This is a genomic window from Peribacillus sp. NPDC046944 (assembly GCF_050272735.1).
Classification (GTDB): domain Bacteria; phylum Bacillota; class Bacilli; order Bacillales; family DSM-1321; genus Peribacillus.
On record NZ_JBNNML010000002.1, the window covers coordinates 76,613 to 96,145 of the forward strand.

General features: G+C 41.8%; 25 protein-coding genes. 9 read left to right on the forward strand and 16 right to left on the reverse strand.

Annotated features, from left to right (window positions below; genetic code table 11):
- Window positions 1–77 precede the first annotated feature (77 nt).
- Together ACQKIC_RS03350 and ACQKIC_RS03355 are read right to left on the reverse strand one after the other, a co-directional pair.
- Window positions 78–587: a YwhD family protein gene (locus ACQKIC_RS03350; protein WP_407408100.1), complete on the reverse strand. Its 510-nt coding sequence runs from the start codon at window positions 585–587 to the stop codon at window positions 78–80.
- Between the two features lie 35 nt (window positions 588–622).
- The gene (locus ACQKIC_RS03355; RefSeq protein WP_427591701.1) at window positions 623–1,291 is read right to left on the reverse strand and encodes a site-2 protease family protein; all 669 of its coding nucleotides are present in this window, start codon (window positions 1,289–1,291) and stop codon (window positions 623–625) included.
- A 138-nt stretch (window positions 1,292–1,429) separates the two neighbouring features.
- On the opposite strand from ACQKIC_RS03355, the gene ACQKIC_RS03360 reads away from it, so the two are divergent.
- Window positions 1,430–1,615: a 2-hydroxymuconate tautomerase gene (locus ACQKIC_RS03360; RefSeq protein WP_402870233.1), complete on the forward strand. Its 186-nt coding sequence runs from the start codon at window positions 1,430–1,432 to the stop codon at window positions 1,613–1,615.
- 28 nt (window positions 1,616–1,643) lie between these two features.
- Here the strand turns inward: ACQKIC_RS03360 and ACQKIC_RS03365 are convergent, their stop codons facing one another.
- The 3 genes from ACQKIC_RS03365 to ACQKIC_RS03375 all read right to left on the reverse strand — a co-directional run bounded on the left by ACQKIC_RS03365 (window position 1,644) and on the right by ACQKIC_RS03375 (window position 3,943).
- Complete coding sequence (locus ACQKIC_RS03365) at window positions 1,644–2,153, reverse strand: YwgA family protein (protein WP_402870231.1); 510 nt, start codon at window positions 2,151–2,153, stop codon at window positions 1,644–1,646.
- A 32-nt stretch (window positions 2,154–2,185) separates the two neighbouring features.
- Window positions 2,186–3,493, reverse strand: a complete 1,308-nt coding sequence (locus ACQKIC_RS03370; protein WP_402990521.1) for an HD domain-containing protein — start codon at window positions 3,491–3,493, stop codon at window positions 2,186–2,188.
- A 228-nt stretch (window positions 3,494–3,721) separates the two neighbouring features.
- Window positions 3,722–3,943 (reverse strand): DUF1450 domain-containing protein, encoded by a 222-nt coding sequence (locus ACQKIC_RS03375; RefSeq protein WP_402870227.1) that lies wholly within the window; start codon window positions 3,941–3,943, stop codon window positions 3,722–3,724.
- 328 nt (window positions 3,944–4,271) lie between these two features.
- Here ACQKIC_RS03375 and ACQKIC_RS03380 point away from each other — a divergent pair, with 328 nt between their 5' ends.
- Window positions 4,272–5,030, forward strand: coding sequence for an RsfA family transcriptional regulator (locus tag ACQKIC_RS03380; protein ID WP_402870225.1), 759 nt, complete (start codon window positions 4,272–4,274; stop codon window positions 5,028–5,030).
- 211 nt (window positions 5,031–5,241) lie between these two features.
- On the opposite strand, the gene ACQKIC_RS03385 is transcribed toward ACQKIC_RS03380, so the two are convergent.
- Window positions 5,242–6,093 carry a lipoate--protein ligase family protein gene (locus tag ACQKIC_RS03385; RefSeq protein ID WP_402990527.1) on the reverse strand — a complete coding sequence of 284 codons (852 nt, stop codon included), beginning with the start codon at window positions 6,091–6,093 and terminating at the stop codon, window positions 5,242–5,244.
- A gap of 33 nt (window positions 6,094–6,126) precedes the next feature.
- Window positions 6,127–7,113 (reverse strand): phosphate acetyltransferase, encoded by a 987-nt coding sequence (gene pta, locus ACQKIC_RS03390; RefSeq protein WP_402870221.1) that lies wholly within the window; start codon window positions 7,111–7,113, stop codon window positions 6,127–6,129.
- 255 nt (window positions 7,114–7,368) lie between these two features.
- Between pta and hemQ the strand changes: the two genes are divergently transcribed.
- Together hemQ and gerQ are read left to right on the forward strand one after the other, a co-directional pair.
- Window positions 7,369–8,118: a hydrogen peroxide-dependent heme synthase gene (gene hemQ / locus ACQKIC_RS03395; RefSeq protein ID WP_402990530.1), complete on the forward strand. Its 750-nt coding sequence runs from the start codon at window positions 7,369–7,371 to the stop codon at window positions 8,116–8,118.
- A gap of 337 nt (window positions 8,119–8,455) precedes the next feature.
- The gene (gene gerQ / locus ACQKIC_RS03400) at window positions 8,456–8,962 is read left to right on the forward strand and encodes a spore coat protein GerQ (protein ID WP_402870216.1); all 507 of its coding nucleotides are present in this window, start codon (window positions 8,456–8,458) and stop codon (window positions 8,960–8,962) included.
- Between the two features lie 103 nt (window positions 8,963–9,065).
- Here gerQ and ACQKIC_RS03405 read toward each other — a convergent pair whose 3' ends face one another.
- The 3 genes from ACQKIC_RS03405 to ACQKIC_RS03415 all read right to left on the reverse strand — a co-directional run bounded on the left by ACQKIC_RS03405 (window position 9,066) and on the right by ACQKIC_RS03415 (window position 10,661).
- Window positions 9,066–9,434 carry a DUF423 domain-containing protein gene (locus ACQKIC_RS03405; RefSeq protein WP_427591700.1) on the reverse strand — a complete coding sequence of 123 codons (369 nt, stop codon included), beginning with the start codon at window positions 9,432–9,434 and terminating at the stop codon, window positions 9,066–9,068.
- A gap of 27 nt (window positions 9,435–9,461) precedes the next feature.
- Complete coding sequence (locus ACQKIC_RS03410) at window positions 9,462–9,743, reverse strand: YwdI family protein (RefSeq protein ID WP_427591699.1); 282 nt, start codon at window positions 9,741–9,743, stop codon at window positions 9,462–9,464.
- A gap of 219 nt (window positions 9,744–9,962) precedes the next feature.
- Window positions 9,963–10,661, reverse strand: coding sequence for a uracil-DNA glycosylase (locus ACQKIC_RS03415; protein WP_402870208.1), 699 nt, complete (start codon window positions 10,659–10,661; stop codon window positions 9,963–9,965).
- 129 nt (window positions 10,662–10,790) lie between these two features.
- Here ACQKIC_RS03415 and ACQKIC_RS03420 point away from each other — a divergent pair, with 129 nt between their 5' ends.
- Both ACQKIC_RS03420 and ACQKIC_RS03425 read left to right on the forward strand, forming a co-directional pair.
- Window positions 10,791–12,224 (forward strand): phospholipase D family protein, encoded by a 1,434-nt coding sequence (locus tag ACQKIC_RS03420; protein ID WP_427591698.1) that lies wholly within the window; start codon window positions 10,791–10,793, stop codon window positions 12,222–12,224.
- A gap of 135 nt (window positions 12,225–12,359) precedes the next feature.
- Window positions 12,360–12,707: a general stress protein gene (locus tag ACQKIC_RS03425; protein WP_402870203.1), complete on the forward strand. Its 348-nt coding sequence runs from the start codon at window positions 12,360–12,362 to the stop codon at window positions 12,705–12,707.
- Window positions 12,708–12,788: 81 nt separating this feature from the next.
- On the opposite strand, the gene ACQKIC_RS03430 is transcribed toward ACQKIC_RS03425, so the two are convergent.
- The 4 genes from ACQKIC_RS03430 to mobA are packed head-to-tail and all read right to left on the reverse strand — an operon-like array spanning window position 12,789 to window position 15,145.
- The gene (locus tag ACQKIC_RS03430) at window positions 12,789–13,808 is read right to left on the reverse strand and encodes a MoeB/ThiF family adenylyltransferase (RefSeq protein ID WP_427591697.1); all 1,020 of its coding nucleotides are present in this window, start codon (window positions 13,806–13,808) and stop codon (window positions 12,789–12,791) included.
- Window positions 13,809–13,828: 20 nt separating this feature from the next.
- Window positions 13,829–14,062: a molybdopterin converting factor subunit 1 gene (gene moaD / locus ACQKIC_RS03435; RefSeq protein WP_402870199.1), complete on the reverse strand. Its 234-nt coding sequence runs from the start codon at window positions 14,060–14,062 to the stop codon at window positions 13,829–13,831.
- Window positions 14,055–14,519 carry a molybdenum cofactor biosynthesis protein MoaE gene (locus ACQKIC_RS03440; protein WP_402870194.1) on the reverse strand — a complete coding sequence of 155 codons (465 nt, stop codon included), beginning with the start codon at window positions 14,517–14,519 and terminating at the stop codon, window positions 14,055–14,057. Before ACQKIC_RS03440 ends, moaD begins: the two co-directional genes overlap by 8 nt.
- Window positions 14,516–15,145 (reverse strand): molybdenum cofactor guanylyltransferase, encoded by a 630-nt coding sequence (gene mobA / locus ACQKIC_RS03445; RefSeq protein ID WP_402870191.1) that lies wholly within the window; start codon window positions 15,143–15,145, stop codon window positions 14,516–14,518. The genes ACQKIC_RS03440 and mobA overlap by 4 nt, the downstream gene beginning before the upstream one ends.
- Window positions 15,146–15,581: 436 nt before the next feature.
- Here mobA and pdxK point away from each other — a divergent pair, with 436 nt between their 5' ends.
- The 3 genes from pdxK to bshB2 all read left to right on the forward strand — a co-directional run bounded on the left by pdxK (window position 15,582) and on the right by bshB2 (window position 17,642).
- Window positions 15,582–16,400, forward strand: coding sequence for a pyridoxine/pyridoxal/pyridoxamine kinase (gene pdxK, locus ACQKIC_RS03450; RefSeq protein ID WP_402870188.1), 819 nt, complete (start codon window positions 15,582–15,584; stop codon window positions 16,398–16,400).
- Between the two features lie 126 nt (window positions 16,401–16,526).
- Entirely contained in the window at window positions 16,527–16,874 is a 348-nt protein-coding gene (locus tag ACQKIC_RS03455; protein WP_402870186.1) for a YojF family protein, read from the forward strand.
- Window positions 16,875–16,976: 102 nt separating this feature from the next.
- A complete protein-coding gene (gene bshB2, locus ACQKIC_RS03460; protein ID WP_427591696.1) occupies window positions 16,977–17,642 on the forward strand; it encodes a bacillithiol biosynthesis deacetylase BshB2 in 666 nt (221 codons plus the stop codon).
- A gap of 144 nt (window positions 17,643–17,786) precedes the next feature.
- Here bshB2 and ACQKIC_RS03465 read toward each other — a convergent pair whose 3' ends face one another.
- Window positions 17,787–18,995, reverse strand: coding sequence for an MFS transporter (locus tag ACQKIC_RS03465; protein WP_402870180.1), 1,209 nt, complete (start codon window positions 18,993–18,995; stop codon window positions 17,787–17,789).
- Between the two features lie 15 nt (window positions 18,996–19,010).
- Window positions 19,011–19,436: a MarR family winged helix-turn-helix transcriptional regulator gene (locus ACQKIC_RS03470; RefSeq protein WP_402870177.1), complete on the reverse strand. Its 426-nt coding sequence runs from the start codon at window positions 19,434–19,436 to the stop codon at window positions 19,011–19,013.
- Window positions 19,437–19,533 lie beyond the last annotated feature (97 nt).

A 19,533-nucleotide genomic window follows, 5' to 3' on the forward strand; every position in this document is an offset into this window, starting at 1 on the left:
TCTAAGTTTACTGATTTTATTCGCTTCGTACAAGTGATTTTTTTACTAAACTTCACATTTCATACAATAATACACATTTAAACCATCAAAGACTGTTTAAGCTCATCGGATGAACGCTCCCACATTCCTGCATCATGGTTTTTCAGGAACTCGGCAAGGATGCTTTTTGATTTATCGTCCATATCCTCGACGATGATATGGCGTTTCAAGGATTTATCCATCCGGTTAACATGTTCCGGCAAGGATTTGTAACCACGTCTGATTGAGCGGTCCACCGTCATCTCACAAGCGGTCACCCCGGCATAGTACGGACCATTTTGCAGGGCTTCAATCGTTACCCAAACAAGCCAGTAGGGTTTCCCATTTGGCACTTCCTCTTTTGTCTTTAGAAACTTGATTCCTTTTTCCACAGCACTTCTTGCATGCATCGCGCCGATGTCGACTTCCGCTTCACCCGCATCCACATCAATGATGACCGGTGAAATGTTATCGAGCGTTAAAACACCAGCGCCATACCCGCCATGGCCTTTCATCGGGTCATTTTTTATAATATTGAAGCCTATCTTTTTCTTTGGTTGTTCTTCCATGTTAATAACCCCCTTCAGTTTCGTCATTTACTATATTAAAAAAACAAAAGACTTACAGTGTGTCCGAGGTTGTCACGGACGAATGGTACAAGTTCATTCATAATCGGACTGATTGTATATTTACCCAACGGTGTGATGACTAAAATCAAGAAAATCAAGGATCCGTATTGCTCATACTGAGTCATTTTCGCACGCATTTCCACCGAAACCAGATCTTCTACGATCCGATACCCATCAAGAGGTGGTAGTGGTATCAAGTTGAATACGAATAATACGATATTTAAGTGAATCAACATCGTAAAGAAAGGTTCCACGAAGAATGGAATGTCGTAAGGAACCAACCCTGACGCGAGTAACCCGTACCAGACTAAATAGCCTATCGTCGCCACAAGAAGATTGCTGAGCGGTCCTGCAAAGGAAACCAGTATGCCGGCCAGTCTTGGGTTCTTAAAATGAAACCGGTTGACAGGGACAGGCCTTGCCCATCCAAATCCTACAATCAGGATCAGGAGCGTACCGATCGGATCCAAGTGCTGTATGGGATTCAAGGTGACCCTCCCTTGATTCTTAGCTGTCGGATCCCCAAATTTATAGGCCACATAGGCATGGGAAAATTCATGAACCGTAAACGCGATCAAAAGAACGACAATCACGTAAGGAAGCCTATCCAAACTATAAGCCAAAAACTGTCCTAATTGATCCAATAGCTTCTCCCCCAATGTTTATTACCGTTAGTATACATGAAAATTTCAAGATGTGAAAAAACTCTGATTTCAGTATCTTGCAAATATTTCCCCAATGTGAAACACTACATCTATTAAAAAGAATGGGGGAATATGAAAATGCCATATGTAACAGTCAAGATGCTTGAAGGCCGTACCGAGGAGCAAAAAAAAGCATTGGTTGAAAAAGTAACAGCAGCCGTTTCGGAAACAACTGGTGCACCAGCCGAAGCTGTAACGATTTTCATCGAAGAAATGGCTAAAAACCACTTAGCCGTTGCCGGCGTTCGTAAAAGCGACCAATAAGAGGTTCATAATCGTAAAAGCTAAGCCATCAATTCGGCTTAGCTTTTCCTTGTAGCTTCTCTATATATTCATATGCATCATCTATTTCTTCAAGCGTATATTTTTGCTTGCTTTTCAGCGTGAAGATTTTTTCAATGACCTCTTCCTTTTCCAACGTATCAAAGTAAAGGACCGTTGAAACAAGTTCCAAAAACCGGGCATTTTGTTCATTCATATCCAATAAGCATGTATCAAGAGAAGGCATATCAACTTCCTGTATCGACAAGAAGTCTTTTCCCGCCTCCGTAATGGAATAGCAGTATTGATAATAGCCCGCCTTTTTCTCCTTCACTTCATTCAGGTACCCCATTGCGCAAAGTTCCTCTATTCGTAAAGTCAATTCCTCCGAGTACGGTCCGTAAAAGTGAAATTGAAATTTTTCATGAAAAGGAAAGGATAACTTCTTCGCTATATAAACAATTTTTTGCAGCTTTTTTCGACCTGAAATTTCACCTGCAGTTGAAATGGCATTGATAATGTTTGCATGATCCTTAAACAAGGCTCGTCACTCCTCACCCAAAATGTACCGCTTTAAATCGACAGCTCCAATAGCTGACGGATTTGTTTTTTTATATCTTTATTCGTTGATTCATCGCGTAGTAAATCTGCCGGGAAGTACAACTTATGGTCCGTTCGTCTTTTTCCTGAAATGGCGTCCACTATTTCGGATTCACGCGACAATTCCCGAAGTTCGCCATTCGTTTGCAGCAAATGGATTGGCAACCGCTCTTCTTCTTCGCCTGGACGATAAAAATCATAGGGCAGGTCCGAGGAGGAATCGACGACTAAATAATAATCAGGATCGATTCCCGCCTCAATGAATAGCGCCCTTAATTCCATTAGTTTATTCATTTGACTATTCGAAGGATGAAACTCAACATATTTAAAGAGTTTTCGATTCACGAAACGGATACATAAATCCCTTAAGATTGGATCCTCTTCTTCTTCCCAAGCCTCGAAATAGTAGAGCATCACGGATTCATCCATTTTCAAGTAATCTTCTAACGTGACATTGCCCTTGAACATTGAATAAAAGTGACGGGGTTCTTGGGCAAATTGGTAGTTGGTTTCGAATAAATACTTTGCCCTATGCAAAATTTTCGTTAGGATGACCTCGGCACTCCGTGTAACCGGGTGGAAGTAGACCTGCCAATACATTTGGTATCGACTCATAATATAGTCTTCCACCGCGTGCATCCCGCTTTGCTTAATGACAGCATGTTCCTCACGCGGCCGCATCACCCTTAAAAGCCGCTCCATATCAAAATGGCCATAGCTTACCCCAGTGAAATAAGCGTCCCGTTGCAGATAATCCATTCGATCGGCATCAATTTGACTAGAAATCAAGCTGACTACTAATTTGCCTTTATACGTTTTGGCAATGACCTCCGCTACTTTTTTGGGAAAATCGGGTCCAACTTTGAGAAGGATCTCATTCACTTCCGTATGACCGATAATGATCTGTTGAGTGAACTGTTCATGGTCCAAATCAAAAACCTTTTCAAAAGAGTGAGAGAATGGGCCATGTCCTAAATCATGTAGCAAGGCCGCACACAACGAAAGCAACCTTTCCTCCGGTTTCCATTCCGGTCTCCCTTCGAAGACATCATCGACAATTCTTCGGACAATCTCATATACCCCAAGCGAATGGCTAAACCTACTATGTTCTGCACCATGAAAGGTAAGATAGGTCGTTCCTAGTTGCTTGATTCTGCGAAGACGCTGGAATTCTTTCGTGCCGATCAAATCCCAAATAACCCGGTCCCGAACGTGTATATACCGGTGTACTGGGTCTTTAAATACTTTTTCTTCTTGTAATTTTTCGCCAGAATATTCCATGGACTACCCTCATTTTCATAATCTCATTGCTTTTATTATAGCTTGTCTTTATAGAATATCCTAACTCGACCCATGATAGAAAGCCTGTTGATTTTATATGAAATCAGGAGTTTTTATAGATTTTGATAGAGAAAATAACGGAATTAAAAAATCACCACAGTTTATTGAATCTGGGTGACGAGTCGCATGTTTCACGTTTCAAAACTGCTGAATTATTTATACATAAAGCTACTTTAGCTTCTTATCTATTTTCTCTAGTAACTCGTCTTCTGTCGGGGCCGCAACTGGGCGGTTATTGACAAAAGCGAAGGATTTTTTCCTGCCCGGACCGCAATAGGATTGGCAGCCAATTTCAATTTTCGCGTCAGGATCAAGCTTTTCCAGCCGTGGAATTAATGTTTTGACGTTTACTGCCAGGCAATCATCACACACTCTGAATTCATTGGACATCCTCGGTAAGCATCCTTTCTAAAACAAATGATTTTCGTTCTATTTACGTGACTAAAAGGTATTTTACCGTTTCTATCTATGAATATCAAGAGACGGAATGGAAGGAGAAAAGATGCTTTGCCATAAGTGGATGCCCCAAATAAGGGAAGTACCAAGTCAATTCAGCTTATTTTCCCTTTCCTCACAAAAAACTAGTATCCTTTTAACCTTTTTGTATAAAAAATCCATATCTTGTCCAAAATACTAGTAGAACACCTAATCAATCATTGTTACAAGATATTCATATAATGATCATTTTAAAAAGTTACCAGAAAGGGAGTATGTAGAAATGAAGGTTCGTCAAGATGCCTGGACAGAAGAGGATGATTTACTGTTAGCAGAAACGGTATTACGGCATGTACGTGAAGGCAGCACGCAACTGAACGCATTCGAAGAGGTCGGTGACAAATTGAACCGCACATCCGCAGCTTGTGGATTTCGCTGGAATGCAGTTGTCCGCCATAATTATGATAAGGCGCTGTCTCTAGCAAAAAAACAAAGAAAACAGAGACAACGGATTCTCGGAAAAGATCAGGGAGGAAAAAAACGTCTGCTCTATACACCGCCATCCCCAATGATTTCTGATATCATGGCTCCTCTCCTGCAAGAAGAGGACGTGGAATCAGAGACTGATACGGCAGTAATAGAATCTACTAATTATGAAACCGCAGAGGAATTTTCTGATGAAGCGTTCGTTCCGACACAACAAAGGAACACAAGCATGCCTACCAGCACGCCGGCAATGGGCCTGGATATGGTTATCGCTTATTTGGAGTCCATGAATGGGCGATTGCTACAAGCCGAAACATTACAAACTGAAAATGAACGCTTGAAGTTAGAAATAAAAGAGTTAAAAGGACGGAATGAAGAACTTCAAAATAAAGTATCCCACCTTGAACAAAATAGCGGCTTGATGCAGGAAGATTACGAAACATTGATGAATATCATGAATCGTGCCAGGAAGCTAGTCCTATTAGAGGAAGAAGAGCGCCCGGCCACAAAATTCAAGATGGACCGAAATGGAAATCTGGAGAAAATGGCTGAATAAAGATAATGCGGGGGCCTTTCATCAGGCCAACCACATGACAAATAGCCATTCCCTATACATTTTCCGAAAAATGAGTCTGGAAAGGGCTCTTTTTTCATGTATTAGCCTAGTATCTTCTTACTAAAAGTTTCTTTTTCAGTTTCAGTGAATACTATACTCGGAAGCAACACCGAAAAAGCTGTCCCTTCCTTCAGGAACAGCTTTTTACCATTTATTTATCTTCCAATGCATCGAAGACTTTGTTATTACGTTCTACCACTCTTGTTAAGTATCCTTCATATAAAGGCCACTCTTGTGCCGAAAGGGAATCGGAAAATATCTTCCCACTATGCTCCTTCAATACGTTCAGGAATCTGAGCATAACATCTTGGACAGTTAACTTAACCCCCAATAACTCAGTAAGCGAGGCCATTACGGAAGGAGTGATATCCGGATAAGTGAATTTCGTTTCGACCTGCTTTTTGGCGGTCTGATAGAAACCTTTCACAAGTTCGGCCCTTTGTGCACCACTTCCATTGACGCATATGTATATTTGTACAGCCACACCATTGCGGATCCGGCGTTGCGATATACCGGCAAATTTCCTGCCATCGATACTTAAGTCATAGCTCCCTGGACAATAGGAGCCCACGATTTCTTTTGCTTCGATGCTAACCGGGAAATCGCTGAACATACGTCTAATCAGTTCCCACATGGCATCATATCCACGGTTTATTTCGATTTTCCGTTCGCTTTCAGGGAAAACGAGTGATACATTCAGGACTCCTTCATCTAACACGACGGCCAACCCTCCTGAGTTCCGTACAATCGCCTTGAAATCGTGCTTATCCAAATAATTAATTCCCTCTTTAAGAAAAGGAAGTTTCGTATCCTGAATACCAAGTACGATGGTTTGATGATGCACCCAAGCCCTGGCTACGGCCGTCGAGCGGCCGGAACCTACGGAGGCACATAATGTATCATCCATCGCGAAGGATTCTAGGGCTGGAAACTGGGGACCAACCGATGACTGGTCAATTATCCGCCATTCTTGCTGCCTTAATAATGAATCTGTTTCACTCATAGAAATCTCCCTCTATCAATATCATTCACGTCATTACTGGTATTGCGCAACGAATCCTTGTGCGGCTGTGATGAGTGCCAATTTATATACATCCTCTTCGCTGCAGCCACGGGAAAGATCATTCACTGGACGGTTAAGTCCTTGTAGGATTGGACCCACCGCTTCGAAACCACCCAGACGCTGAACCATCTTATAACTAATATTACCGGCTTCAAGACTCGGAAATATAAAGACATTGGCATCTCCTTGAATGAGAGAATCCGGTGCCTTTTGCCTAGCAACCGAAGGAACGAACGCCGCATCGAATTGAAATTCTCCATCCAGGAGAAGGTGTGGATCCATTTCTTTTGCCAAGGCGACGGCTTGAACGACCTTTTCCGTTTCTGGTGAATGGGCCGATCCCTTCGTAGAAAAACTCAGCATCGCGACTCTTGGTTCGATATCGAATGTCAGGGCCGTCTTGGCACTTTCCAATGCGATTTCAGCCAAATCACGGGAATCCGGGTTAATATTGATGGCACAATCCGCGAATACGTACTTTTCCTCTTCACGGACCATGATAAAGACTCCCGAGGTTTTTTGAACACCTGGCTTTGTTTTAATGATTTGTAATGCCGGTCGGACTGTATCAGCCGTTGAATGGGCTGCCCCACTCACCATTCCATGCGCCTGTTTCATATGAACGAGCATCGTTCCAAAGTAATTCTCATCCAAGAGGATTTCACGGGCTTGCTCAACGGAGGCTTTTCCGTTCCTAACCTCAACAAAAGCTTCAACCATCTCATCCATCATGATGTAGTTTTTCGGATCGTAAATTTCAATGGCATCCAGAGAAATTTTGAGGTCTTTGGCTTTCTCTTGAATTTTGCCGATATCGCCAATTAATACAGGTGTTAATAATTTCGCTTTAGCAAGCCTTCCCGCTGCTCCCAAAACGCGTCCATCCAGCCCTTCTGGAAAAACGATTTTTAGATTATTCCCTGTTATCTTCGATTCTAAAATTTCAAATAAATCGCTCACAAGCTCATCCTCCTTGAATGTATGTACCTTCTATTCATTCCTATATTACCCACTTCGTAAACTTCATGCTCTTCTTCTAAGAATACTCTAGCCGCTATTTAAATTCCAGAATCATTGGTCTTCTTCGTAAAATCGTACATATGAACATTCCTTGAACAAAGAAGAATGACTGCAGACATTTGCGGCTTGATATAAATTTCCTTATACTGAAACTATGTTATATTAAAGTTATATTAAGACATAGGAGTGATCGTAATGAGTGAAGCAGCACAAACACTTGATGGATGGTATTGTCTACATGATTTCCGCCTGATTGATTGGGCCTCTTGGAAAACGTTGTCAAGTGACGAACGTCAATTAGCCATCTCGGAATTCCAAGGTTTATTGGATAAATGGAATACGACCCAAAGCAACAATGAAGGCAGTCATGCCCTTTATTCCATCGTAGGACAAAAAGCCGACTTCATGCTTATGTTTGCCCGTCCGACAATGGAAGAATTGAATGCCATTGAAAATGAATTCAATAAAACGAAACTTGCCGAATATACGATTCCAGCTTATTCTTACGTTTCTGTAGTGGAATTAAGCAATTATCTAGCAGGTGGAGACGGTGAGGACCCATATCAAAATCCTCATGTACGTTCAAGACTTTATCCAATCCTTCCTCAAGCGAAGCATGTATGTTTCTATCCGATGGACAAGCGCCGTGAAGGAGAAGACAACTGGTATATGCTTTCCATGGAAGAACGTAAAAACTTGATGCGTTCTCATGGCTTGATCGGACGCAGCTATGCCGGTAAAGTGAAACAAATCATTTCCGGTTCTGTCGGTTTTGACGATTACGAATGGGGCGTTACCCTATTTGCGGATGACGTTCTTCAATTCAAAAAGTTGATTTATGAAATGCGTTTCGATGAAGTCAGCGCCCGTTATGCTGCGTTTGGTTCATTCTTCGTCGGCAACATACTTCCAGAAGATAACATACCCACTTTCTTATATGTATAAGACAAAGGCTTCCGGCATCCCGGGAGCTTTTCTTTTTCTTCCGCTTTTTATTTCCACTACCATGACATAAAATCCAGAATCGTCCCATACATTTTCTTTAGTGATGCTAATTTTTTTCACAGTCTCATTCAGCTTCAGACTGCCATACATGTAGTAGTTTACTGGCACGTAATAACACTATTGTGGTTTTTTGGGCCGTGTCCGGGTCTGCCCTAGATTATCCATGTAAACCTTCCCACTCCGGCTGCTATAAATCGCACTGTTTCTTCCAGCCAAGACACTCGGATGTTCAGTTGTTCAAGAACCGAAATAACCTAGAATTTCAGGAGGGAATGCAATGTCACAAAATAATCCTTATGGCAATTATCCTTATGGAGGAAACTCTTATAACCCATATGAAAGTGACCCATCCCAAAGACAGCAGCAGGGTCAATACCAGCAGCAACAAGGTTACCAGCAGCAGCCTGCTTATCAACCACAGATGCCCACTACAGGCGGTACCCAGCAGCAAATCCCTACGCCGATGAACGCTCCCACCACCGGTCCACAAGTACCGGGCATGCTTCCAGTCGAACAATCTTATATAGAGAACATATTACGCTTGAATAAAGGGAAACTGGCCACCGTTTATACCACATTTGAAAACAATAAAGAATGGAACGCAAAAATCTTCAAGGGAATCATCGAAGCGGCCGGACGCGATCATCTAATCATCAGTGACCCACAGACCGGAAAGCGTTATTTGATACCAATGGTATTCTTAGATTACATTACCTTTGATGAAGAAATTGAGTATGACTATCCATTCGGGGGAGCTGGACTTACCACATACTCTCCTAGATAGAAAGTGACTATGTTAAAACGAACAGCCTCAGAAGTCTTGAGGCTGTTCGTTTTAACCATGCAAAAAAACAAAAGCTGACCCTGAATGCGGCCAGCTGAATTTTTCATAAATACTTATAGGCAGCAATGATCATCAGAATCCAAGCTGCTAAAAACGAAACGCCACCGATTGGTGTGATGGCACCTAGCACTTTGATTTGAGTGATACTCAGAACGAAAAGGCTACCGGAAAATATGATAATGCCGATGAACATCATCCAACCCGACCAATTGATGAGTGGGCTCGTTATTTTCCCCGCCAACAAACCGATAACCAACAAGCCTGCCGCATGGAACATTTGATAATCTACAGCCGTATTCCAGGTTGCTAAATACTTATCAGGTATTTTCCCTTCTAGTCCATGTGCGCCAAATGCTCCTAGTGCCACGGCTATGAATGCATTCAACGCTCCTAAGATGATAAATAATTTCATGATTGCTCCGCCTCTCTTACTTTTTATTTAAAAATCAAATAAGGAATCCCCATTGGCTTCATCCATTTTAACCGGTTCTGCATTCGGTATGTTCGACATAACAGGTTGTGTGAATGTAATGGGCTTCATTATTTTGTTATTTTCCGATTTTTCATCCACCATCACTTCACAAAGTGCCTGAATGGCAACTACATACCCTTGCAACTTAGTCTCTGAATTCGCCAGTTTAGCTTTTGTCACAAGCTCTTCCATTTTATCCAGAATCTGTTTGGATGAGATATCCACATTTACCACCTCGTCTGCATACATTTCCTAACTTCCCTACCTAGCATAGCAAACATTAAGGGGGAAGAAAACTTACTTTTCAATTGGCTTTGGATTCAAACTTCAAACAAGGCTCACCCGAGGAGCGATACACATCAAGGGATGGCAGATTGGATGTTTTAAATTGAAAGGCGCGGCAACCTTTGGGGAATTTAGGATCCCACGTCACATAAAAATGCTTGCAGGCCATGCAATTTACTCGTTTCAATTTATCATGCCCCCTTTGCGGTTCGATATTTGCCAGTTGATAGGAGCCAATCCCATTTCCATAAGAAGTTCATTGGTTTTGGAGAATGGCTTACTGCCAAAGAAACCACGGCTAGCAGACAGCGGACTCGGGTGGACGGAAGTAATGATTGGGTGGCGCTTTTCATCTATCCAACGCAGTTTTGTTTGAGCTGGCTTTCCCCAAAGGATGAAAATCACCGGTGTCTCCCTCTCATTCAACAGCTGGATGATCTGATTCGTGAAGGTCTCCCACCCTTTGCCCCTGTGGGAATGTGCCTCCCCTTCACGTACAGTTAGAACGGTATTGAGGAGAAGCACACCTTGTTCCGCCCATTCGCCTAGGTAACCATTGTCAGGAACCTCACAGCCCAGATCACTTTTCAGTTCTTTAAAGATATTTCGTAAAGAAGGCGGGATGCGGACGTCAGGCTTTACCGAGAAGCTAAGACCATGGGCCTGACCCTGTCCATGATAAGGGTCCTGGCCAAGAATGACGACCTTTACCTTTTCATACGGTGTACAGTGAAGCGCATTAAAAATATCTTCCGGACTCGGATGTATGGCATGCTGATTGTATTCTCGTGTGATGAATTCTTTTAAATCCTGATAATATGGCTTTTTAAATTCCTCTTTCAATAGAGGCCACCAGTCATTCGTTAAAATCGGCTTTGTCATCTTTACTAGCCCCTTTCTCGCTTTTCCAATTATTATATCAAACTCATTTTCTGATTCATGTTTCTATATACCCCTAAAAAGGGGAAATAGATAGTTAGCAAGCAATTTAAGTAAGATGGAGGATTTTCTATGAAAAAATGGTATAAACGCAAACGATTTTATTTGCTTGTTAGTATGCTCCTTGTTGTCATCGCGGTCATTGTCTATAACAGCTATAAACCCCTGCCCAAAGGAATATCCTACGAGGGGGAGATACATCATGTCGAGGATATCGATTTCATTTATGATCTCTCTTATCATGATGAACAAGGAAAGGTACAGCATGAACAGCGAATCTTCCAGACCATCTATCATGCAATTGAAGAGGCCGATTCTTTTATCGTAATTGATATGTTCTTGTTTAATAGTTTCTATGATGAGAAAGTAGACTTCCCTAAATTAAGCAAGACTTTAACAGATAAACTGATAGCCCAAAAGAAGAAGAAACCTGAACTTGAGGTTATGTTCATTACCGATGAAGTGAACACCTCCTATAATGCATACGAATTAGACGAGTTAGAAAAGCTGAAACAAAATGACATCGAAGTGGTCGTAACCAACTTGGACCGACTCCGGGATCCCAATCCACTCTATTCCGGACTATATCGAACATTTTTCCAATGGTTTGGGGAAAGCGGGAAAGGCTGGATTGTCAATCCCATGGCTAATAATGCCCCAAAGGTCACGGCACGGTCTTATCTTCGATTAATGAATATCAAAGCCAATCACAGAAAAGTGGTAGCTACTGAAAAGACAGCCATCATCTCATCCGCAAATCCTCACGATGCAAGTGGGTTCCATTCCAATATTGCTTTCCAGATGGATGGCAACATCATCAGTGATTTCGTCAAAGCGGAAGAAGCCGCATCGAGGTTCTCTGACGGTCCGAAGGCATTTCCTGAAGTTAAAGGAACAGCGGAAGAAAATGGCCCCATTTCCGTTCAATTATTGACGGAAGGAAAAATCAACAAACATGTCCTAAAAGCCATTAGGGAAACAAAGAAAGGCAATCGAATCCAGCTCGCCATGTTCTATATCGCTGACCGACACGTCGTCGAGGCATTGACCGATGCGGCCAGGAGAGGTGTCCGGATCCACATGATATTGGACCCGAATCAAAATGCATTTGGCAGTCAAAAAATGGGGCTTCCCAATCTGCCGGTTGCAGCCGAATTCGAAAAGCTAGATGAAGGGAATATCAACATACGTTGGTACAAAACCGATAAAGAACAGTTCCATACGAAACTGATGACGATTCAAAAAGAAGAGGAAACCGTCATAATTGGAGGATCAGCCAATTACACAGCCCGAAACCTAGACGATTATAATCTAGAAGCCAATGTTGAAATCCATGCCCCTAAAGACACCGAAGTCGCACAGGAAGTGGATGCCTATTTCCAGCGGCTTTGGAAAAATGAAAAGGGCGAATATACTTCAGACTATAGCGAATACCAGGATAAATTACCGTTCTTAAAATATGTTACCTATCGATTGCAAAAGCTGTTCCGTTTCACCACCTATTAATAATTAATAAGGTAAATGTTTAGCAATGGCTAAATAAGGTTATATACTACTATAGCTAATAACAAGCTGAGATATGCAAGATTCCATTTACCCAATTTAAGAAAGTCTTACACTAAAATTGAAGGAGGAGTTTATATGTATCAAGTACATGTTGTAGAAAACGGTTTACAAGCTAAGGAAAAAATCGATGAGTTAGTTACAACCGGCTATACGAAGGATGATGTATATTTATTTGCTCACGATAAGGATCGCTCTAAGCACCTTACCGAAAATACAAATACTGAAGATGTCGGTATGAAGGAACAAGGTTTCCTCGATACAGTTGGAAACCTCTTCAAATCACGTGGGGACGAACTACGTAACCGAATGAGCAATCTTGGACTTACCAAAACAGAAGCGGAACGTTATGAAGAAGTGTTAGATGAAGGAAAAGTCGTCATCATTGCATCCAAACAAGACAACAAAGACGGAGTTACTCATTAATTCCCGTTAACCCATTACCCATTTACCCTATATCACATCCTATATAAAATGAGGCCCCATTCGGGAGCCTCATTTTTTGTGTTATCCAAGAATTCTTTGATACAACGCCTTTGCATGGACCATATCCTTCGTGCCATGAATTAACGCTCGGCCATCCTGGAAAATGACCATACGCTCCCCGTCTTTTTCACAAGAAAGAAGGAAAGGATTAACCTTGACTAAATAGTCACTTCCCTTTAAATCTTTGGCCAGCTTCTCTAGTTGGAGTTTCAATGGCTTTGATGGCCTGACCTGTACCGTATCCCTTCCACAAAGGACAGCGGTTTTGGTCATATTATCCGCATTTAAAAACGGATACGTCCGTTGCTCCCCACATGAAAGACAGTCCATTCTCTTTGCTTTCGTTAATTTAATCGTTTGATATTGGTTTCGCCATAAATCGAATGTGACAAGCGTTGGTCGAACTGCTTCCCAATCTTCGACTAAAATCTTCAAGGCTTCAGCCGTTTGATGAGCCACTACCATGGTTACGGCTGGAGAGATGATTCCACCGGTATCACAGGTCATCCCTTGTACCGGAATGGTTTTCATCAGGCAGTTCATACACGGCGTTTTATCTGGAAGAATCGTCATGGTCATGCCAACACTGCCTACGCATGCCCCATATATCCAAGGTATTTGAAGCTTTTGTGATAAATCATTGATTATCATCCGAGTCTCAAAGTTATCTGTAGCATCTATTATCAAATCCACATGATCCAATAATGGTTCAAGTGAGCGTGCCGTGGCATCCATGATGACCGCCGCTACATCTACTTCGTGATTAATAGCATGCAAGTGCCGCTTTGCCGCTTCGGCCTTTGGCAGTTTATCCTCGACATCCTGTTCCGTATATAACTGTTGACGTTGTAAATTACTGGACTCGACGTAATCCCGGTCCACAATGGTCAACTTTCCCACACCTGCACGAGTCAAGGCTTCTGCATTAGCGGAACCAAGCGCTCCAGCTCCCAGAAGCAAGACATGCTTTTGACGAATGTGGGCCTGTCCTCCTTCACCGATTGGAGAAAACAAGGTTTGTCTTGAATATCGCTCATTCACTATGATTCCCCCCTATCTAATTAGCCTCCGCTGACAGGTGGTATGAAGGCTATGGTATCTCCATCAGCCACTATCACTTCGTCTCCGGCAAACTCTTCATTGACCGCTGTCATTACCGTATCCAGACCTTCCAAATGGAACTCGGCCCTAATCTTTTCCTTTAGCTGAGCCACGCTCAACCCATTTCCTTCTATAGAAATAGTCTCTTTTCCCATTTCATCTTTTAGTTGAGCAAACAAAAGTACTTTAATCATCGAGATCCCCCTCTTCTGGCTTTCCATTAGGATAAGGTACGGTTTCTAGTTGATTGCCAACCCATGTCTCCCCATCTTCCCAATGTTCCTTTTTCCAAATCGGAACGATTTCCTTTATTCTTTCTATGGCATATCGATTAGCTTCATACGCGTCGTTACGATGTGGTGTACTTACAGCGATGACCACCGCAATATCCGTAATTTCCAATTGACCGACCCGGTGAGTGATCGCCGTTTCTGCGTCAGGCCAGCGCTCCTTAATCTCCATCCCGATTTGTTCTAACTTCTTGACCGCCATCGGTTCATAAGCCTCATATATTAAGAATAGAGTCTTCTTCCCCTTCGTCATTTCCCTAACTGTACCAATGAAGGTCGTGACTGCACCTGCATCCCGCTTAACTACTTTATCTACCACTTCTTGAATGACGATCGGTTCCTTCGAAATTTCAAAATTCATGGGGTACCTTCCTTTCTGACAATTTCAGTTTGGTATATATGTTTTGCTTCTTCATAATCTTCCATTGTATTCATATTAAAAAAGAGAAGACGGAAACGCTCAGGGTCTTCATGATATAACGAAAAGTCGGTTTCCTTGATGACTTTCACCCTGATCTTTTCTAGAAAAAGCTTCATTTTCAATTCCTTCTTCTCCAGACATTCCGTTAACAAGGGTAGGCACCTTTTGTGATAGACCGCAAAGAGCGGCTGAAGTCTTCCATTGATTTCCGGAATGATGGCATCAAAATCCGATTCATAACATGAAAGCATTTCATTGACCGCCTGATCATTTACAAAAGGCATATCACAGGCACTAAGGACCTGCAGCTCTGTTTCGGAAGAGGACATTCCAGCATGGAGTCCTCCAAGCGGACCTTGACCTATATATATATCAGGAATGAAAGGTAATTCAAGAAAGTGATATTCTTCAGGTGAATTCGTAACAACCAGGATGTTTTCCGTAACCTTTTTAAAGACGTTCGCCACTCTTTGGATGTTCACCGCCTCGCCTATTTTCAGCAAGGCTTTATTCATACCCATTCGGCTTGATTGGCCACCGGCTAAAAGCAAGATCGTACAATTCAACTGAAACACCTCCTATTATTTGATTGAACCCTTTACCATTTGGAAACGTTATAATGAATAAGTCCTTTTTAAACGAATTCGGTCGTACCTCAATAGTTTAAATCAACTTTTAAAATATTAACACTTTCACACCCTTATCAAAAGATTGAATATAGCATATTTCTCCGGTGTTTTACATTTTCAAATGGATTTTACGCATTATATCCCTTTTTCATTGAATAATTCACCATTTCAATACAAAATTTGGCTGTACTCCCATAAAAATTACCAGATGAGATTTGTTCATTCTATGTCATGTCCCGCCCCATTTTAAAGCCTGTATTTCCAGATATCTTCTTAGTTTTACATAATATAAATTTTGGTATATTCTAAAAATAAGATATTACGGTACACTGATAATATCCATATCATTCAATACTCCTGAGGAGGTCACATAATGACCATGAATAGAGCTATGACTGTTGCTGGTTCAGATTCCAGCGGCGGTGCAGGTCTTCAAGCTGATTTAAAGACATTTCAAGAATTCGGGATTTACGGAATGTCCGCTTTAACGACAATTGTCACCATGGATCCTAAAAACGGTTGGTCTCACAATGTTTTCCCTACACCGGTCGAAATTTTAGAAGCCCAATTAGAAACGATTCTTTCTATCGGGATAGATGCCATGAAAACAGGCATGCTTGGTTCTGTTGAAATCATTGAGCTTGTTGCTCGTAAAATAGACGAATTGAAACTGGATAAGGTCGTAATCGACCCGGTTATGGTATGTAAAGGGGAAGATGAAGTTTTACATCCGGAAACTGCTGTCGCACTTCGTGAGTTGCTTGTTCCACGTGCAACAGTCGTTACTCCAAACCTTTTCGAGGCTGCACAATTGGCTGGGACTGCCCCGATCAAAACGATTGATGATATGAAAAAGGCTGCCGAGAAAATCCATGCCCTTGGTGCCAAATATGTTCTGATCAAAGGTGGTAATAAGCTGGATCATGACAAAGCCATCGACCTTTTATACGATGGAAAAGAGTTTGAAATCCTGGAATCCGAAAAAATCGAAACGACCAATACACACGGGGCCGGCTGCTCATCTTCAGCTGCAATTACGGCACAGTTAGCTGAAGGAAAGAGCCCTCGTGAAGCCATTTATGTCGCAAAAGACTTCATTACCGAAGCCGTCCGTCATTCTTGGAAAATGAATGATTATGTAGGTCCGGTCAATCATGGTGCATACCATAAATATGGGACGCCTAAAAAATAAAAAATACTATTAATTAAGAGGGTTGCTCAAATACTCGAGCGGCCCTCTTCGCTTTTTCCGCTTAACTTTAGTAAAATAGAAAGATGGAAAATGCTTATAGTTACCCAGTAAAGGAGGAATTGTCGAATGAAACCTATAGACCGTTCAGAGGTGCAGAAAGCCATCGATTCATTTGCAGGAAAAGATGTATACCTTCACCTTGAAACGACTAACGGTGCCTATGCCACCCATGTGGATGAAGCTTTTTTTTCTGCAGGCGCTTATATTCGTAATGCACAAATTCAATATGAACACGGTAAGATTATTGGGGACGGACCTTTTCGCGTCGGCTTAAAACTCATGATTGGCTGGGTATATGCTGAAGGCGTAAACCACTTCGAGATCGATGATCAAGGAAGATTATTGTTGGCAGGACTTGATTTCACGGGAAAACTTGCCGTTTCCCTTCAGATCAGTTCTACTCCCTTTGAATAACCAAAAGATATTTACACCATTTCTATTCATCCCGCACGTACGTTTCTCTTCGGCGGAACTCTTTTATAATTATTGTAAGTAGAACGAAAGGAGACGAGTATTATGGAAAAAGAACAGCATATTTTAGTGATTTTCCCGCACCCCGATGATGAAGCCTTTTCTGTTTCAGGGATGCTTGCCTTACATAGTGAAGCCGGCACACCGATTACCTACCTCTGCTTGACTCTAGGGGAAATGGGTAGAAATTTAGGAAATCCTCCTTTCGCAACTAGAGAGTCCCTTCCTAAAATTCGCAAAAGAGAATTAATCGATGCAGCGAATGCCATTGGTATCCAAGACTTGCGCATGCTTGGTTTACGAGATAAAACGATTGAGTTTGAAGATGATGAAAAATTGACCTCCCTGTTCACAGAGGCCATCAATGAACTTAATCCTTCATTGGTCATAACGTTTTATCCAGGATACAGTGTCCACCCCGACCATGAAGCGACAGCACGTGCCGTCGTTCGCGCTGTAGAAAGAATCGAAGAAAAAGACCGTCCAAAGCTCCATTGTGTCGCCTTTTCCAATAATTGCATCGATGAATTGGGACAACCCGATATCATCCATGACATCACCGCAGCTGAAGATAAAAAGGTAGCGGCCATAACCGCGCACCGATCGCAAACACAAGCAATGGTGGTTGATTGGAAGGAAAAATTCGAAAACCATGATGCTGATTTCCTCGACTGGATTCGAAAAGAGCGATTATGGACCTACAAATTTTAAAAACCGCCATTTGGCGGTTTTTTTATTTATTTCCATAAAAAAACGCCTGTTTGTAACAGACGTAGAAAAAGGGGGATTACTTAGAAAAGTAAATCATACAATAAGTATCCCCTTTTTCCATATTTTTAAACAAATAAGGGATAATCAAGAAATCATTTGATCGCCCGTATTCTGCCTGGATGCCCTTGCTGATGCCTTTTTACCATGAACAAAATAGTAAATGACTATCAACAAGACTGACAGAACAGCCATGCAGATAAACAACCCTTTAAAACCAGTATAAGGAACGAGGAACCCTAGCATAAACGGTCCTAAACCAATTCCAAAGTCATAAAAGGTAAAGAATGTGGAGGTTGCCAATCCCATACGATTTGATGGAGATTCCTTGATGGATATAGCCTGTGCGCTTGACTGAAACGTACCATATCCTACACCGATGAAAGCACCTGCAATCAAGAGCGTCAAGGCATGTTGCGATTGACTTAGTACGACCATCCCAATTACAAATAAGACAAGGGAAGGGTAAATTACAGCATTTTCACCTTTCACATCGAACATACGCCCTGTAAATGGACGGGTAACTAAAAGGAATATAGCGAACACGACAAAGAAAAAGCTCGCGGCATCCAGTAGGTTTATTTCCTTTGCAAAAGAAGTTAAATAGGACAAGATGCTCGAATAGGCTAAACCTGCAAACATCACAAGTATGGATATCGGCAAAGCACGTTTTTCAAAGTAGTCTTTGATGTTGAACCCCCGTGGTCGAGGCGCTTGATCTTTTGTTGCCTCAGGTACAAATAAAAATAAAGAAGCCGCTAAAGAGAATGCAGCGAATAGTGACGCGGCATAGAAAATAAAGGAGTAGCTAAAATGCTGGGTTATGAACAATCCGATAAATGGACCAAATGCCATGGCCAGGTTTGTACTCATGGCAAAGTATCCCGTACCTTCACCACGTCTTTCATTCGGTATGATATCAGCAACAATTGTTCCAGTGGCCGTTGTAGCGAGACCAAATGAGATACCATGAACCAACCGATCAATAAATAAAAGCGGCAAACTATCCACTTGCAGATAGAAAACGGAGGCTATAAAAAATAATACCAACGAACCAATAAGCATTTTCTTCCGACCTAATTGATCAATCTTTTTTCCGGCGATTGGTCGTACAAGTACTGCTCCCAAGACAAAAATACTCGACGCCAGTCCGGCTTGAGCTTGAGAAGAATGGAAATTATCCATCGTATAAAGGGTCAAAGTGACCATCAAGACATAAAACGTTAAAAAGAGAAAAAAGTTTGCGGACGAAACAATAATAAAGTCTTTCGTCCACAATTTTGTTTTTTGATTCATTTCAATCCTTCTTCCTTACGATTGTTGTAACTTTTCCTTTAAGAATTTTAAGGTCCGCAATGTTGCTTCCCAGTCCTCTTCAGACAAACCATCTATTAATTGAAGTTCGAATTCATCTACTGCCTTTCTAGCTTTTAGGTATGTTTTTTCACCTAAATCAGTTAACTGAATTCTCCGTTCCCGTTTATCTTTTCCCGGTATTTGTTCGATTAATTTTCGTTCTTCCAATCGATTCACCGTCCGGGTTACTGTCGGTTTCTCGACATCTAAGTAATTGCTGATTTCAACCAACGTGGTACTACCATATTCCTTCAGATAATAGATAATCATCCATTGAGAATGAAAAAGATCGACCTTTGCCAGCTGCTCATTTAACTTCTTGGTGAACGTTCTTGAGAATTGCAGGTTATGGTGAAAAAATAAACCATCACGTAAAAACAAAGGTATTCCCCCTGAAAATTAGTTACCTAGGTAACTATACTACGATTCATCTGAATTGTCCAGCCAATCCCTATTGATTTATCTAGATACTACTCAC